The following is a 16,284-nucleotide window of genomic DNA, read 5'->3' as shown; positions in this document are numbered from 1 at the left end:
CAAATAACTATGATGAACAACCATAAATGTGCGGATCACCCGGTGAAATTGTCCAATCTGCGAACCGCAGGCAGGAATTTACTGTTTAAGGAGGAGATTTGGATGCCGAACCTTTCCGTTCTGATGCCCGTCTATAACGCTTCCCGGTTTCTGGGACTTGCGGTGGAAAGTGTGCTTCAGCAGAGCTATTCCGACTTTGAATTCATTATCATCAATGACGGATCAACGGATGACAGCCTGAAGATTCTGGAGCAGTATTCGGACTCCCGGATCAGGCTGATGGATAACGGGACGAATAGAGGTATTGTGTACAGCCTGAATCATGGCCTGAATCTGGCTTCGGGAACATACATTGCGAGAATGGATGCGGATGACTACAGCCTGCCGGACCGCTTCAAGATTCAGATTGACTATATGGATCTGAATCCTGATATCGGGGTCTGCGGAACGCAGTACCGGATTATGAACACCCTTCCGAACGAGGCCCTTACCGCTCTTCCTTGCGATCCGGATATTCTGGAATGCTCCCTGCTGTTTCACTGCTGTCTGACACATCCTACCGTAATGATGCGCAGACGGGTTCTGGACCAACTTTCGGGACCTCCATACGACCCTGCCTACCAATATGCGGAAGACTACAATCTTTGGGCACGGCTGTCCTCTATTACGCGTATTGCCAACCTGAAGCAGCACGGCTTGTGCTATCGGCTTCATGATCAGCAGTTGAGCCGGACCCAGAGCATGGAACAGCGGAAGCAGGCGGATCGGGTTCGGATGGACTTACTATGCCGTCTGGGACTTCATCTATCTCCTACAGAATGGGAGCTTCATCGCCAGTTATGCTTCGGCCGGACCCGCTCCCAATCCGAGCGGGATTGGATCATGAAGATTCTTGCCCGGAACCTTGAGGTCAGAAGATATGATCAAGCGGCCTTGATGAATGTACTGAACCAGGTGCTGAAGGGATAACCGGGCTTAATCAAGGAAGGGGATGTCTGTTAATGAAAGCCGTCATTTTGGCAGGAGGCTACGGCACTCGTATAAGCGAGGAATCGCATCTGCGTCCGAAGCCGATGATTGAGATTGGGGAGAAGCCGATTCTTTGGCATATCATGAAATTGTATTCGCACTACGGCTTTAACGACTTTGTGATCTGCCTCGGCTATAAAGGCAATGTGATCAAGGAGTATTTTTCCAACTATTATCTCTACAATTCGGATGTGACCTTTGATTATGCCGGCGGCAATGAAGTCATCATTCATCAGCGCAAGGCCGAGCCGTGGAGGGTTACTCTGGTGGATACGGGTCTTGAGACGCTGACGGGCGGTAGACTGAAGAGGATAGCCGATTTCATCGGTAATGAGACTTGTATGATGACTTACGGTGACGGCCTGTCTTCGATTGATCTTGACGCGCTGCTCAAATTCCACCAAAGTCACGGGAAGCTTGCTTCGGTAACCGTTACCCAGCCTCCGGGCAGATTCGGTGCCATGCAGCTGGATTCCCGGCACAAGGTTAAGGTATTTCAGGAGAAGCCCAAAGGCGACAATTCCTGGATCAATGCCGGTTTCTTTGTGCTGGAACCGAAAGTCTTCGACTACATTGAAGGCGATCATACCGTATTTGAGCAGGAACCGCTTGAAACTCTTGCGCGCGAAGGGCAGCTGATGGGTTACCGCTTCGATGGCTTCTGGCATCCCATGGACACTTTAAGAGATAAAAATCATCTTGACCAGCTATGGAAATCGGGGAATGCGCCGTGGAGAAAATAAATTTTTGGCGAGGTAAAAAAGTATTCATGACCGGCCATATGGGGTTTAAAGGCTCCTGGTTGTCGATTTGGCTGGACCAGCTCGGCGCTCAGGTCACCGGATATTCCGACGCTCCCCCAACCGATCCGAACCTGTATCAATGCTGCGGTGTCGATCAGCTTGTGACTCCGGTCACCGGAGATGTCCGGGATGAAGCCCGCTTGCAGTCCGCCGTGAAAGCGGCTGACCCGGATATTGTGCTCCATCTCGCCGCACAGCCGCTTGTCAGGGCGTCCTATCAGCGGCCGGTGGACACCTATGCCATTAATGTGCTGGGAACCGTCCATGTGCTTGAGGCGGTCCGCCTTCATAACCTCCAGGGAGGCAAGGTGAAGGCGTTCGTCAACGTAACCACGGACAAAAGCTACAGCAACAAAGAATGGTTCTGGGGATACCGGGAGGATGATGCGCTTGGCGGCTTTGATCCGTATTCCAACAGCAAAGCCTGTTCCGAGCTCGTTACGGCAGCTTACCGCGACTCCTTCTTTAATCCCGCCCATTATGGGCGGCATGGGGTTGCCATTGCGTCGGCAAGAGCAGGCAATGTGATCGGTGGCGGCGACTGGGCCTCCGAAAGGCTGATCCCGGACTGCGTCAGAGCCTTCGGCCAGCAGGCTCCTTCCGTCCTTCGAAGTCCGTATGCGGTTCGTCCCTGGCAGCATGTACTGGAGCCTCTTGGAGGCTATCTGCTTCTGGCGCAGCGGCTCTACGAGGAAGGAGCCGCGTATGCGGAAGCCTGGAACTTCGGGCCTGAGGAACGGGATTCGCAAAATGTGGAGAAGGTAGTCAGCCGATTTTGCGGGATATGGGGAGAAGGTGCCGCATATGAAGTCGTTCCCGGCGGCGACCTGCATGAAGCTACGGCGTTGAAGCTCGACTGCTCCAAGGCGAAGGCCCGGCTCGGCTGGAAGCCCCGATGGAATCTGGATACGGCTTTGTCACAGACAGCCGCTTGGTATAAAGCTTATTTGGATGGAAAAGACATGCTTCAGATTTGCCGCTCACAGATCGAGTTGTTCGAACAGTCCCGCGGTTAATCGAAGCGCTAATCTACGGCCGGCAAGCCAAGGCCCGTTAAGCAAGAACACCTTCAGGTGTCCGCTTAACGGGCCTTTCCTTGTTTGATACCTATTATGCTTCTTGCTTCGAATTGAAATTGTTATCCCCGGTGTACGCTTGGAGCAGGATTGGACACTGTTCAGGCGTTGGATTGCTGCATCTATATCAGCGAGAATGCTCGAGCTGCTGAAACAGCAGGGAGATCTGACTGCGGAAATCCTCTGCGCCGAGGTGCTCTTTGAAACCGTACTGGTCCTCCAGTCTGCTCAGCGACAGATGGAACCGGTTCTCCTGCCTTGGTTCATCTCCCTGAAGGGTGAGGCGCACCGGTTCGTCGTACCGTTCGTCATACACCTGCTTCACGCAGCGGGCGGCTTCCTCAATAGTCATATACAGGGGGGAGCCCAGATTGACGGTATCATAGGATGCTGGGAAGTTGGTCAAAATGGCGCTTGTTGCTTTGGCCACACTTTGCACGCTGATAAAGTTTCTTCTCTGTCTTCCCGAGGAACGTATCGTAATAGTCCTGTCCAGGAAGGCTTCCCTGCACAGGCATGCGGGAACCAGGCTCCAGCGGTTGATAGTCGGATAGGCAAAGTGTCCGTATACATTGGTTGGTCTGATGCTGACAGCCTGGAGCAGGCCTCTTCTGGCGTACATCTCCGTGTAAATTTCAGCCATTGCGTGATTGGCCGCATAATCGTTCTCGGGCTGCATGGCCGAATCCTCACTATATTCGCCCGCGAGCTCCGATCCGAGAACCTGAATGGTGGAGAAGAAGATCATTCGGGGAATACGATTGTTGACAGCGAAATCGAGTACATTTTTGGTTCCCAGTATCGAGAGACTCAGTCCTGCATGGCCATCCTTCGAAATAATATCATTGGCCGCAGCCAGATGAATCACGGCGTCGCCGGGGAGTACTAGAGCGGGGAAGCTGCCCGACCGTACATCGGCCTCTATCGCTTCCCCGAGCTTCGTTCGTTCCGCTGCGTCCGGCAGACGGCGGAAGATTCGTATGACCTCATGGCCGTCACGGCAGAGCTGCTCGCACAGAAAGCTGCCGATAAATCCTCCAGCACCCGTAACGATCACTCTCATGTCACATCAAGTCCTTTGTGCTGAGCAAGGAACATTTCGAGCGTGGGCAAGTTCTTGTCTTTATCCGAGAGAATGGGGGCCTCGGTTGGCCACCGGACACCAATGGAAGGATCGTTCCAACGGATGCCGCCATCCGCAGCGGGAGAGAATTCCCGGTCCACCTTGTACTGAACGGCACAGTAATCGGTTCTTGTGCAGAACCCGTGTGCGAATCCGCTGGGAATATAGATCATGGTCAGATTATCTTCGGATAACTCGATACTGTCCCACTCTCCGAATGTAGGAGAATCGGTTCTTAGATCAACGAATACATCATACACGGCTCCTTTGACGGCTCTGACGAGCTTGGTCTCCGTAGAGGGAGCATGCTGGAAATGAAGACCCCGGATCGTTCCCTTGCGAAGTGTCACGGACTGATTCTCCTGAAGCCAGCGCCGGTGGAGTCCGCTCTCGGAGAAGATGGTCTCATCGTATACTCTCATGAACTGACCCCGGTGATCATACAGCGGAGACAGCCTGATCTCGAACACGCCCTTCAGTCTTCGTGGAATGATCTTCATCCATGATCCCTCCCATGTGCATTCATACGAAAATTCAATGAAGGCTTCGGAGCCGGGAGGTAGCTGCCCTGGACGGAGGAACGGACGATACTTGCTTCTTCGCCAAATATTCCGGTCATTGGCTCTGTGCCGGTTCCGCTGATTACAACACCGCTTAGCAGAATGCTGTGTTCAATATGACAGTCCTCCAAACGGGCTCCGGGCATGACCGCTACATAGGGGCCAATCGTGCAGTTTCGCAGCTCGCAACCGGCACCGATGACTACCGGAGCGAGGACCGTACAGCCTTCCAAAGAAGCCCCGGGAGAAATGCTATTTGCGTCTCCGCATAATTCATCCATCACCCAGCGGCTGGCCGCAAGCCAGCGCTGGGAGGTTCCGACGTCAGAGCAGGGCTGACGGGTAAGGGCGAAAGCTACTTTTTGTCCGCTTATGATCAAGCTCTGAATGGCGTCCGTTATTTCATATTCTCCCCGCCCGGAAGGCGTGAGGCTGCGGATATGGTCAAAGATGCTGGCTCTGAACGCATAGATGCCGACGACAGCCAGATTGCTTCTTGGGACAAGCGGTTTCTCTTCCAGGGAGACGATGCGGTTATCCTTGATTTCCGCCACGCCGAACTGTTCCGGATTGTCGACACTCGTCAGCAGAATGCAGGCGTCCGATTGCTCAAACCGGTCTATCAGGGTGCGAAGGGGTTCTTTGACGAGATTGTCTCCGAGAAGCAGAATGAAATCATTTGATTCGATAAAATCTTCGGCGGCAGCCACGGCATCGGCAATCCCCCGCGGTTCCTGCTGGTACAGGTAGGTCAGGGATACGCCAAACCGTTCCCCGTCCCCCGCCGCCTTACGGATCATCTCTTCCTGGGAAGGATGAATCACAATTCCGATATCCCGGATTCCTTCGCCTGCAAGCTTCTCAATGGCATAGAACAGGATGGGGGTATTGGCAACAGGCAGCAGCGTTTTCGGCTGGGTCAATGTGAACGGTCTCAGCCGCTGGCCCTTCCCCGCGCAGACAATCAGCCCCTTCATGCCCCTTCGTCTCCGCTCGCCCAGAGCTTGGATGCAAAGGGATCGCGGCCGGAATTCCAAGCGTCGATATCGGCGCCGTAGGCTTTCTTCTCCTCCGCCGTCACCGGGGTGCCATCCAGATAATAATCATAGCTCCACGGAATCTGGGATAGCTCGGCTTTTCCCATAACCTCAAGCTCCTCCAGGTACAGATGAAACAGCTGGTACAGCGGGTTGTTCCGGTCGGGAATCCATTCGTTCATGCAGTACTGCAGCATGCCGTGCGTTCCCGAGTAGTGAAAGCATACGAACGGTTTCTGGTCTGCCAGCCAGTACCGCCCGTTCTCCTCGCCCACAATAATCCGGCAGCTTTCGTGTAAATTCCACGCGGCTACGTTATATCCGGGATGCTTCCATACTGTTACGTTAAACAAAGCCGGCGCCAGATCGGCCCATTTCTGATCCACAAAAAAGGGTGCGTCGTAATAGCAATAACTGTACAGCCGGTCACCCCACCATTTCAGGAACCGAAAGGCTTCCTCCGACCGGCGGAGAGCCAGAAAACCGGTGTTGAAAATGCCATGATGCAGATAACCCATCGGATAGTCGCTTGGCAGAATCCGGTGCGGCACCAGCAGAATATCGCTGTGTTCCAGCTCGAACAGCAGGTCGTCGAAGGGGGCATAGCAGACAATATCGGTATCCATGAACACCACATTCATTTCTTCCGGATGCCGGTCAAACAAGCAGCGGAGAAACGCCGGCTTAATCGACGTGACTCCTTCAAGCAGACTGTACTTAAAAATGCTTGCTTCAAAACGGGGGATTCCGAGATCCTTGGCGAGAATGACTTCGTCAAACCAGGGAACGTCCAGTGCCGCCGGGTGAATTTCCCGTTCCATCAAGCAGATGGCGACCTGGGCATACGGCATGTGATATTTCACGGCCCTTGCCATTAATTTGGCTTCATGCAGATTGTCCGCACAGGTTACTGAACAAATGATCATGTTGGACCTCCTTGTCTGGAGAGGTTTAAAACTCGCTCTGATTGGATAGGGAGAAGGGATTGCCGCCTGGCTTCCGGTTGATAAGAGCTGCCTTGTAGCGGAGCCTGGTCTCATTGGAAATGGTCTCGCCGCTGTAGAAGAAGCTGTACGACCATGGAGGGGAAGGATTCTCTGAGCGGCTAAGCGACAGTTCGTGCTGGTATTCGCTCCACAATTGCCGGAATGCTCCGTCGTCGTGGACATACTGGTTCATACAGCTCTCAAGCAGGCCCAGAAAGTTGCTGAAATTCACACAGCAGAGGGGCACTTGATGGGTCAGGACAAAATCTCCATCCACTCTGAAGACCTTCCTGCCGTTCTCATGCAGATTCCAGAATGCCAGATTGTAACCCGGATGGCGCAACACACCGGCATTGAAATAAGCAGGCGCGAAATTCAGATAAGGCTGATCCTTGAACATACCGGACGGCTCGCCTTCAAAATCGCCGGAGGCGATCTTCATCCACCACTTTGCAAAATGACGTCCTTCCGGGCTGTTCTTGACCGCCACTATACCGCTGTGGAAGGTACCATCCGCCAATGTCCCGATTTCACGGGAGCAGTCTCCCGGGGAGGAGGGTTCGAGATGATGGGGAGTCAGCACAACGTCGCGATTCTCCAGCATGTGCACGATTTCGTGAAATGGCTGCAACGCATACATCTCCGGGTCCAGATAAACGACATGCTCCTCGAACGGGAACGATTCGAGCAGGTACGCGAGCATCCGCCCCTTCATCGCCACGCCGCACTGGAGAGAGTTGAACTTGAACATATGGCTCTCAAAATCCGGAAGCCCCAGGTGTTCGGAAATTTCTCTGGCCGTAAATATCCAGTCAACGTCCGGCAACGTATGAGCCGGGAACTTCTCAACCAGACATAATGCTATTTTGGCCCAAGGCATTTGTCGCTTTACCGAGCGCGCCATGAGCAGGGCCTGAGCCAAGCCGCAGGCGTTGACGGCGGTGCCGATAATCACAGTGAAACAACCTCCTCCTTAAAGTTCGAATACTAAAGTATATAGGATGAAAGCATAGACCGGCACGGCGCATGTCTCCCTGCTTAGTGTTTGGCGGCGGACGCAAGATCCTTCTCCCGCACCGTCCAGTGCTTGTTAATGGAATGTCCCAGGTGTCCAGGCTCATGGCTTCAGCTTGTACTTCTGCCACAGGGCATCTGCCAATTTATTAATGAGACGGACAGGTGTCCATGAGTCAACTATCTCCCCCGCATATAGCTATACTGTTAGGCAGATTGAGACAGGGCAGGGTGAGGCTGTGGAAGCAAATATGAGGAAGACGCGCAAGATGGGCTACCGCGACGGTTACCGCCAGGGCTACCGTCTCGGCCTATGCGAAGCGGTAAGGGCGCAGAATCCGCCGGCTCAGGGAGCCCGGCGGCCTTTGAAGCTGATGTATGTCCCCCAGGGCTTTGACGCCATAGATGCCGGCGTCTCCGAAGCGCTGGCAGGACTTGTCACGGAACTGATTATAGCCCCGGCGAACGACATGCTGGAGACCGCTGTCCGCGAATCTCCGCAGGCAGTGCTAGTAATGAATGGGCTGCATGTCTTCCCGGAGAATCACCTGGAGCAGATTGCGGGCATTCGCAGCCTGGGCATTCCGGTCGCTGTCTGGTTCGTGGACGATCCTTATTTTACGGCGGATACCGCCGAATTGTGCCGCCACTACGACCATGTGTTCACGCATGAACTGGGCTGTGTGGAATTCTACCGCTCAGTGGGTGCGCAGTCGGTGCATTATTTGCCCTTATGCGTTAATCCGGCCATGTTCCATCCCCGGAAGATCGGACCGGAATACCGGTATGACATCGTGTTCATCGGCAATGCATTCTATAACCGGACCGAGCTGTTCGACAAGCTCGCACCTGTGCTGTGCCGTCACCGGACCTTCATCGCGGGCGGGTTCTGGGAGCGGCTGCAGACCTATGACAGGCTGTCCCCGCTCATTCACGGCGGTTACATTCCGCCGGAGGAGACGGCCAACTATTACACCGGAGCCAAGCTTGTCATCAACATTCACCGGCCCTGGGAGCCGGGATCCGATAACCGCAATGCATTCGGAATCCCAGCCAGATCGATCAATCCTCGGACTTATGAAATCAGCGCATGCGGTACGATGCAGCTGACGGATATCCGTGACGATCTGAAGGACCATTATGAGCCCGGCTATGATCTGGAGACTTTCGAATCCGCGAACGAACTGGAGTCAAAAATCGAGTATTACCTGAAGCATCCGATGGAGCGCCAAAAATTCGCATTGAGGAGCCTGCGGACCACACTGACCCGTCATACGTTTATGGCAAGGCTGCCCGAGCTGCTCGACACGATTCATGAAGCCCGGGCGTGCGAGGAAACACTCACATAAAGGAGAGGACGCGTATGATTAAAGATTTCATCCTTCCGGTTCCGCCGATTCCCCTGACACCGGCGCAGGAAGCGAAGCTGCAGGGGAGGCTGAACGGGTTCCGAAGCGGATTTGATCAAGGGTATTTGCGGGGGCGTTTCGCCGTGCTGGATGGACGCCCCGAGGAGCCGCTGCCCGTTCGTGACGTTCACGTGATGTATGTTGCTTCCGGCAAAGGCTATCCCTATTCACCGCTGGATGAAGCGGTGCTGGCTTCGGTTCAGTCCCTGACGGCAACGGTGACCGTAACCGATGTCCGCCAGAATCTCGTCGAATTGGCCCGCAGCAACCGGCCCGACCTTGTGCTTGTGCTTGATGGGATGGATCTGCCGACGGAGCAGATTGACGAGCTTCGGGGCATGGGCATCCGGACTGCGGTCTGGCTGACTGACGACCCTTATTACACCGACTTTACGCTCGTACTCGCACCCCACTACGATTACGTCTTCACACTGGAGCGAAACTGCATCGAATATTACCGCCAGCTCGGCTGCGCACAGGTGCATTATTTGCCGTTCGCGGCATACCGGCCGCATTACCGCCCGCTGATCACCCGTCCGGGATCGCCGAGAGACATCAGCTTCATCGGCTCAGCTTACTGGAACCGGGTTAACTTCTTCCGTGAGATCATGCCGCAGCTGATGGAGTTCAACACGGTGTTCAACGGCATCTGGTGGGACCGCCTTCCGGAGGCTCCGATCTACGGAGAGCGGATCGAGGTGGGCAAGTGGATGTCTCCGCAAGAGACAGCGGCGGCGTACAGCAGCTCGAGAATCGTCATCAACCTTCATCGTTCCCATGTCGACGACGTCGTCAACAATAACACGCTGGCGGTTCCGGCGGCATCGCCGAATCCCCGGACCTTTGAAATTATGGCCAGCGGTACCCTGCAGCTTAGCGATGCCCGTGATGACCTGGCAACCTTCTACACACCGGACGAAGAGATCGTTACGTTCAACACGCAGCAGGAGCTGATGGATAAAATCCGCTACTATCTGGCCAACGAAGAAGAGCGGCAGCGGATCGCGCTGAAGGGGCTGGAGCGGACGCTGCGGGATCATACGTATCCGAAGCGGGTCAACGAGCTGCTTACCATTATCTTCGGATAGACGGCTCCCGAATATCGAACAGGGAGGTGAAGAGCCGCTCCCGCCGCCGAGAGGGCTGGGAGCGGCAATATGCCAATGGCCGACAAACCTGCGGTTGTTCTGTTTTCCCATGTATCCAACGTCAGCAGCATTACGGGCGCCGAGAAGCTGCTGCTTACCTTTGCCAGAGAGCTGGCTCCTTATTTCGATATCCTGCTGGCGGCTCCGAAGGAAGGCAAGGTGACCCGTCAAGCCCGGCAGTCCGGCATATCGGTTGAGTTACTGCCCATACCGCTGCTGTACGGAGTGTATACCCCTTACGCAGGACTGGAGAAGGATCTGGCCGAGCTTCAGGGCGGCCGGGAGTTCCGGGAGCTGGCGGCATGGCTCGGGGAGCGGCGGCCCGCGTTCATCGTTACGAGCACCTGTGTGAACGTGCTGCCCGCTGCGGCGGCCAAAAGCCTGGGAATCCCGGTAGTGTGGAAGATCAGCGAGACGATCGCGAAGAACGAGCACACCGCGATCGGTACCGGAATTATCCGCAGGCTCAGCGATCAGATCCTCTGCATATCCGAAACGGCGGCGGAGCCGTTCGGACCGGAAGCGCGGGAGCATATCGCGCTGCTGCCGCCTACATGGAATGACGGAGAGCTGATGGAGCCGGCCTGGAGCAAGCTTCGTTCTGAACGGCGGCGGGAGCTGAACATCAAGCCCGGGCATCCGCTGGTCGGATATATTTCTTCATATATAAATGAGCCGAAAGGGCTGGAGCACTTCATTCATATGGCGGTTGCGGTGGCGGCGGAGCGGCCGGACTGCCGCTTTCTCGTAATCGGCGAGCCCGGCGATAAGGCGTACTATGCCCGTTGTATCAAGAAAGTGAAGCTTGAGGGCCTGATGTCCCGCTTCCGCTTCACCGGTTATGAATCCTGTCCGCCTCAGGCTTATTGCGCGATGGATGTAGTCGTTGTTCCAAGCCTTGTCCGCGAAGGCTTCGGCATGACCGCGCTCGAAGGTCTCGTCTTCGGCAAGCCGGTCGTCGCCTATGATTCCGGCGGGCTGGGCGAGATTCTCCGCGCCGTCGGCTTCGAGGAAGGCCTGGCGGCGCCGGAGAATCACGGAGGGCTTGCGGAGCGCGTCCTCCGCTTCCTGAACCCTTCGCTTGCGGGTGACATCGGCTATAACGTCCGGCTTCGGGCGACCGCCCTGTACGGACCGGCCGCTTACCGCGAGCGCCTGAGAATTCTGGCGGAGCATTGGCTTCTCCGCTGGCCTGCGCCACCGGCGGTCATCCTTCCGCCGGCACCGGAGCCTCCCCCCGCTGAAGGGGGTGGGGGCTCCGAAGGCAAGCGGGCCAAGGGGCTTCGGGCCCGCCGCTCCGGGAAGGCGCGCGGCGGGGCGCGCCGCCGGCTCTCCCGGCGCCAAGCTCCGCGCCTGCGCCGGAAGCTGCGGAAGCCAAAGCCCGCGAAGACGGTGGTCCGGCGCCGGGCGCGGCGAGGCGGCAGAGCCCGTGTCCGCGTACGGAAGCGGCGCTGAATCGGCATTTGGCCCAACAAGAGCTTACAGGGAGTGAAGACATGAAGATCATGACCATTCTCGGCACACGGCCGGAGATCATTCGACTGAGCGTGATTGTGCCGCTGCTCGACCGGTTCGCGGATCAGCATGTGTTGGTGCACACCGGCCAGAATTTTACCGAAAGCCTCAGCGGCATCTTCTTCAAGGAGCTGGGTCTTCGGGCGCCCGACTATTACCTGCAGGAGAAGCAGGCGGGAATCGGGGGCCAGCTGGCGGCCATGTTCGGCGCGCTGGAGCCGATTCTCATGAAGGAGCGGCCCGACCGGGTTCTGCTGCTCGGGGATACCAACAGCGCCCTCTGCGCTATTCTGGCCGAGCGGATGGGCATTCCGGTCGTGCATATGGAGGCGGGCAACCGCTGCTACGACCTTGAGGTGCCCGAAGAGAAGAACCGGCGGGTTATTGACGCCGTGTCGAGTGTGAATATGCCCTACACTCCGCAGAGCAAGCGGAATCTGATTGCGGAGGGCATGCCTCCCGGCCGGATTATGCTGACCGGCAATCCGATTCATGAAGTCATGGATCATTACCGCCACCAAATCGAGTCAAGCGAGGTTCTGGCAAGGCTTGGCCTTGAAGAGGGGAGCTATTTTCTCGTGACGGCCCACCGGGCCGAGAATGTCGACCGGCCCGTGCCGCTGCTTGAGATCATGACCGGACTGAACCGGATTGCGGAGCATTTCGGCAAGCGGCTCATCTGCAGCATTCATCCCCGCACCAGATCAAGACTCGGCAATGACTTCCCGCTGCAGATGCACAGCCTGGTGGAATTTCATGAGCCGTTCGGTTTTTTTGATTTTGTCTCGCTTGAGAAGAATGCCTTCTGCGCCGTCACCGACAGCGGCACGGTACAGGAGGAATGCTGCCTGATGGGTGTGCCGACAGTCACCGTAAGACGGACGACTGAAAGGCCGGAGACAGTGGACTGCGGCAGCAATATCGTATCGGGCGTCACTGCCGGGGCCATCCTGCGCAGCGCGAAGCTGATGACGGAGATGGATCGCAACTGGGAAATTCCGGAGGGCTATCTGGCGCCGGATGTATCGCGCAAGGTCGTTAAATTTTTGCTTGGAGGGAACCTGTATGTTCAATAATCAACGGATTCTGGTTACAGGCGGCACCGGTTCCTGGGGGCATGAGCTAGTCCGGCAGCTGCTGCAGCAGAGCCCGAAGGAGATCATCGTCTTCTCGCGCGGCGAGTCGGCCCAGGTCGCCATGAGCCGTGAATTTGAGGACGCCCGCCTGACCTTTGTAATCGGGGATATCCGGGACAGGGAGGCGCTTGCCGCAGCCTGCCGGGGAGTGGATTATGTATTTCATCTGGCCGCCCTGAAGCATGTGCCCGTCTGCGAGGATCAGCCGTACGAGGCGCTCAAGACCAATGTGATCGGGACGCAGAACGTCATTGAATCCGCAGCCGCAAGCCATGTGAAGAAGGTGATCTACATTTCCACCGACAAAGCGGCCAACCCGTCCAACTTCTACGGCATGACCAAAGCCATTGGCGAGAAGCTGATGGTCTATGCGAATCTTCTTGGCTCAAGTACGCAGTTCGTAACCGTAAGGGGCGGGAATGTGCTGGGAACGAACGGCAGCGTCGTCCATCTGTTCATGAAGCAAATCCGGGATAAAGGGGAAGTCCGGATCACCGATCTCAAAATGACCCGTTTCTTCCTCACGCTGCGGGATGCCATCACCCTTCTGTTCAAGGCGTCCGAGGCCGCCATAGGCGGTGAAATCTTCGTAATGACCATGCCCACCTGCCGGATCGTCGATCTGGCCGAGGTGTTGATCGAGGCGTCGGGCAAGGCCGGCGTGAAAATTGTGGAGACCGGAACGCGGCCCGGAGAGAAGATCGATGAAATACTGATGAGCGATTTCGAGAGCCTCTCAACCGTAGTATACGACAGCCAGTATCTCGTCATTCTGCCGACGCTCAACATCCCGGAATTGAAGGACCGGTATGCCGGCTGTGAGCCGGTCACCTTCAGCAGCTTCAGCTCCGGGAATAATCTGATGTCCAAAAGCCAGATCCGCGACATTCTGTTCCGGGGAGGCTTCCTGCAATGAAGCTGCTCATCTTCGGGGGGAACGGCATGGCGGGGCATATGCTGGCGGACTATTTCCGCCTTGAGGGCCGGCACCAGGTCTTCTATACCACCCGGGACCGCAGCGACCCTCACGGGCTTATCGTCGATGTTGACAACATCGCGGCGGTGGAGCAGACGGTAAGCATCGTCTCGCCGGACTGCATCATCAACGCAGTCGGGGTGCTTAACCGATTCGCAGAAGCTGACAAAATCGCCGCTTATCATATCAACGGCTTTTTGCCTCACCGGCTCCGGCGGGCGGCCGATCTGGTGTCCGCGCGCCTGATCCATATCAGCACCGACTGTGTATTCGAAGGCACGCGCGGAAGCTACACGGAGGAGGACTCTCCGGACGGAACCTCCATCTATGCCGTGACGAAGGCGCTCGGCGAGGTTCGGGAGTCCGGGCATGTTACGGTCCGGACCTCGATCATCGGGCCGGAAATCCGCCCCGGCGGAATCGGGCTGATGGGCTGGTTCCTGGCGCAATCGGGCCGGGTGCCGGGTTACCGCCGGGTCATGTGGAACGGGGTGACGACGCTGGAGCTGGCCAAGGCGGTCGGCAGCCTGCTGAACTCGCCGGTATCCGGCCTTATTCATTTGGCACATCCCGCGCCGGTCAGCAAGCTGGAACTACTCGGCCAGATGGCTTCGGCATTCGGCAAGTCGGATGTCGTGATCGTACCGACGAATGATCCCGTTCAAGACCGGACGCTTGCCGTGACCCGGACAGACGCGGCCTTCGAACTGCCATCCTACCCGGATATGCTGGCAGAGCTGGCCGGGTGGATGTCGAGAAGCGGGCGATACACATGAGCGCCCGGAGGCTTCTTATCACCGGCGCGGCAGGCTTTACGGGCCGGCACGCCGCAGCCTTCTTTGCGGCCGAGGGCGCGGAGGTGACGGCAGTGCTGCGGGGGCCCGTTCAGCAAGACGGAACGGTTCCCCCGTTCCCTCCGGGGGTGCGCGTCATGTACTGCGACCTGCGGGACCGCGAGGCGGCCCTTAGGCTCATGTCCGACGCGGCTCCCGATGAGGTGCTGCATCTGGCCGGCCGGAATTCGGTGCCGGAATCCTGGGAACGGCCGACGCAGGTTCTGGAGGCTAACGTCATGGCGACAGCGAATGTGCTGGAGGCGCTCTGCCGGCGCCCGTCCGTGCCTGTGCTGGTCGCCGGCTCCCTGCTGAAATTTAGGCCGGAGCTCGGCGAGCAGCCTTCCCATCCCTATAGTCTCAGCAAGACGCTGGAGGAATGGGTGGCTTTGGCCTGGAGCCGTTTGTTCCGGCAGCGGGTTCTCGTAGTGGAACCGTGCAATTTGATAGGACCCGGCCCGTCGACCGGGTTCTGCTCGCTGCTTGCCGGGAAGATCGCCGCCTGCGAGCGGGGAGCTGCGCCTTCGCCGTTCCGACTGTCCTCGGCGCAGGACCGGCGTGATTTTCTGGATGTCCGGGATGCAGTACGCGCTTATGGCTTAATTCTTCGCCAAGGGGAGCCGGGGCGGGTCTACAGGGTGGATACCGGACGCTTCCTGACGCTCGGGGAGGTGGCGTCGCGGCTGCTAGCCATGACTTCGGCCCAGGTTCCCGTAGATTGGGGGGCTTCGTCTGCACCTGGTTCACTCTTAGTGCGGGAGGATGCCTGTGATGCCCATGCCTCCGAACTGGGATGGAGTCCGGAAATCAACCTTGACCGTTCTCTGAGAGATATTCTGGAATATTGCCGCAGCAGCGGGAAAGGAGAAAGTCAATGAAGCCGAAAGTATCGGTCGTGATTCCGTTCTACAACTGTCCCTATGTCGAGCAGGCGATCGGAAGTGCGCTGGCTCAATCCCTGCCTCCTCACGAAATTATCGTGGTCGATGACGGCTCCGTGTATCATGCCGCCCAGATCACGCCGTTTCTTGTGCACCCGAATGTCCATTATTTGGGCAAGGCCAACGGCGGCACCGCTTCCGCCCTGAATCACGGCATCCGCAGTGCATCAGGCGATTATGTAGCCTGGCTGAGCTCAGACGACATTTTTTATCACGACAAAATCAACAATCAGGCGCTGTTCATGGAGCAGAACCGGCTGCTGATTTCATTCACCAACTTTAATTACATCAATGCGGCTTCCCAGGCCACTCAGTTAAACGCCGGTCTCGTCTTTGGCAGTCCGATCGAACTGCTCCGCTGCTTCCTGCAGGGCAACCCCATCAACGGCTGCACGGTAATGTTCAAAAAAGAGCTGTTCGGCGCGATCGGGCTGTTCGACGAATCTCTTCCGTACACACATGATTTTGATTTGTGGTATCGGGCCATACTGAACGGATATTTCCCCGTCATGCTGAACCAGACTCTGACCGGCTATCGGCGGCATGAAGGCATGGGAACCATCCGGCACCGCGAGGCGATTCTGGCGGAAGCGGAGGCTACGAATGCCCGCTATCGCGAGCCGCTTCGCGGGCTCATCACTTCGCTCGGGGGGTAGACGGAACGGCCGCCGATGCCAAATCCTTTCAGCATAGTTCCG

Annotated in this window: 16 protein-coding genes; 11 read left to right on the top strand and 5 right to left on the bottom strand. The window is 56.9% G+C overall.

What is annotated here, in order from left to right:
• Positions 1-102: 102 nt before the first annotated feature.
• The 3 genes from PSTEL_RS20415 to rfbG are packed head-to-tail and all read left to right on the top strand — an operon-like array spanning position 103 to position 2,848.
• Positions 103-969: a glycosyltransferase family 2 protein gene (locus tag PSTEL_RS20415; protein WP_052098736.1), complete on the top strand. Its 867-nt coding sequence runs from the start codon at positions 103-105 to the stop codon at positions 967-969.
• Between the two features lie 32 nt (positions 970-1,001).
• A complete protein-coding gene (rfbF, locus tag PSTEL_RS20410) occupies positions 1,002-1,772 on the top strand; it encodes a glucose-1-phosphate cytidylyltransferase (RefSeq protein ID WP_038698186.1) in 771 nt (256 codons plus the stop codon).
• Positions 1,739-2,848, top strand: a complete 1,110-nt coding sequence (rfbG, locus tag PSTEL_RS20405; protein WP_038698183.1) for a CDP-glucose 4,6-dehydratase — start codon at positions 1,739-1,741, stop codon at positions 2,846-2,848. The genes rfbF and rfbG overlap by 34 nt, the downstream gene beginning before the upstream one ends.
• Positions 2,849-3,035: 187 nt before the next feature.
• Here the strand turns inward: rfbG and PSTEL_RS20400 are convergent, their stop codons facing one another.
• The 5 genes from PSTEL_RS20400 to PSTEL_RS20380 are packed head-to-tail and all read right to left on the bottom strand — an operon-like array spanning position 3,036 to position 7,569.
• Positions 3,036-3,971, bottom strand: a complete 936-nt coding sequence (locus PSTEL_RS20400; RefSeq protein ID WP_038698181.1) for an NAD-dependent epimerase/dehydratase family protein — start codon at positions 3,969-3,971, stop codon at positions 3,036-3,038.
• On the bottom strand, positions 3,968-4,531 hold the full coding sequence (gene rfbC / locus PSTEL_RS20395) for a dTDP-4-dehydrorhamnose 3,5-epimerase (RefSeq protein WP_038698179.1): 564 nt from the start codon (positions 4,529-4,531) through the stop codon (positions 3,968-3,970). Before rfbC ends, PSTEL_RS20400 begins: the two co-directional genes overlap by 4 nt.
• Positions 4,528-5,568, bottom strand: a complete 1,041-nt coding sequence (locus PSTEL_RS20390) for a sugar phosphate nucleotidyltransferase (protein WP_052098735.1) — start codon at positions 5,566-5,568, stop codon at positions 4,528-4,530. The genes rfbC and PSTEL_RS20390 overlap by 4 nt, the downstream gene beginning before the upstream one ends.
• Positions 5,565-6,554 carry a hypothetical protein gene (locus PSTEL_RS20385; protein WP_038698177.1) on the bottom strand — a complete coding sequence of 330 codons (990 nt, stop codon included), beginning with the start codon at positions 6,552-6,554 and terminating at the stop codon, positions 5,565-5,567. The genes PSTEL_RS20390 and PSTEL_RS20385 overlap by 4 nt, the downstream gene beginning before the upstream one ends.
• A 25-nt stretch (positions 6,555-6,579) precedes the next feature.
• Entirely contained in the window at positions 6,580-7,569 is a 990-nt protein-coding gene (locus PSTEL_RS20380; RefSeq protein WP_038698175.1) for a hypothetical protein, read from the bottom strand.
• A 310-nt stretch (positions 7,570-7,879) separates the two neighbouring features.
• Here PSTEL_RS20380 and PSTEL_RS20375 point away from each other — a divergent pair, with 310 nt between their 5' ends.
• From PSTEL_RS20375 to PSTEL_RS20340, 8 genes are all read left to right on the top strand, one after another.
• Positions 7,880-8,977 carry a CgeB family protein gene (locus PSTEL_RS20375; protein WP_038698173.1) on the top strand — a complete coding sequence of 366 codons (1,098 nt, stop codon included), beginning with the start codon at positions 7,880-7,882 and terminating at the stop codon, positions 8,975-8,977.
• Positions 8,978-8,991: 14 nt separating this feature from the next.
• Complete coding sequence (locus tag PSTEL_RS20370; protein ID WP_052098730.1) at positions 8,992-10,125, top strand: CgeB family protein; 1,134 nt, start codon at positions 8,992-8,994, stop codon at positions 10,123-10,125.
• 75 nt (positions 10,126-10,200) lie between these two features.
• Entirely contained in the window at positions 10,201-11,640 is a 1,440-nt protein-coding gene (locus PSTEL_RS20365) for a glycosyltransferase family 4 protein (RefSeq protein WP_052098728.1), read from the top strand.
• A 41-nt stretch (positions 11,641-11,681) separates the two neighbouring features.
• A complete protein-coding gene (wecB, locus tag PSTEL_RS20360) occupies positions 11,682-12,776 on the top strand; it encodes a non-hydrolyzing UDP-N-acetylglucosamine 2-epimerase (protein ID WP_038698171.1) in 1,095 nt (364 codons plus the stop codon).
• Positions 12,766-13,752: a polysaccharide biosynthesis protein gene (locus PSTEL_RS20355; protein ID WP_038698169.1), complete on the top strand. Its 987-nt coding sequence runs from the start codon at positions 12,766-12,768 to the stop codon at positions 13,750-13,752. The genes wecB and PSTEL_RS20355 overlap by 11 nt, the downstream gene beginning before the upstream one ends.
• On the top strand, positions 13,749-14,588 hold the full coding sequence (locus PSTEL_RS20350) for an SDR family oxidoreductase (RefSeq protein ID WP_038698167.1): 840 nt from the start codon (positions 13,749-13,751) through the stop codon (positions 14,586-14,588). Before PSTEL_RS20355 ends, PSTEL_RS20350 begins: the two co-directional genes overlap by 4 nt.
• Complete coding sequence (locus PSTEL_RS20345; protein ID WP_038698165.1) at positions 14,585-15,523, top strand: NAD-dependent epimerase/dehydratase family protein; 939 nt, start codon at positions 14,585-14,587, stop codon at positions 15,521-15,523. Before PSTEL_RS20350 ends, PSTEL_RS20345 begins: the two co-directional genes overlap by 4 nt.
• Positions 15,520-16,242, top strand: a complete 723-nt coding sequence (locus PSTEL_RS20340; protein ID WP_038698163.1) for a glycosyltransferase — start codon at positions 15,520-15,522, stop codon at positions 16,240-16,242. The genes PSTEL_RS20345 and PSTEL_RS20340 overlap by 4 nt, the downstream gene beginning before the upstream one ends.
• The last annotated feature ends 42 nt before the right edge of the window (positions 16,243-16,284 follow it).

It is taken from the genome of Paenibacillus stellifer, assembly GCF_000758685.1.
GTDB classification, from domain to species: domain Bacteria; phylum Bacillota; class Bacilli; order Paenibacillales; family Paenibacillaceae; genus Paenibacillus_AQ; species Paenibacillus_AQ stellifer.
Note: the sequence above shows the minus strand (reverse complement) of the source record. Positions and strands in the feature narration are given on the sequence as shown.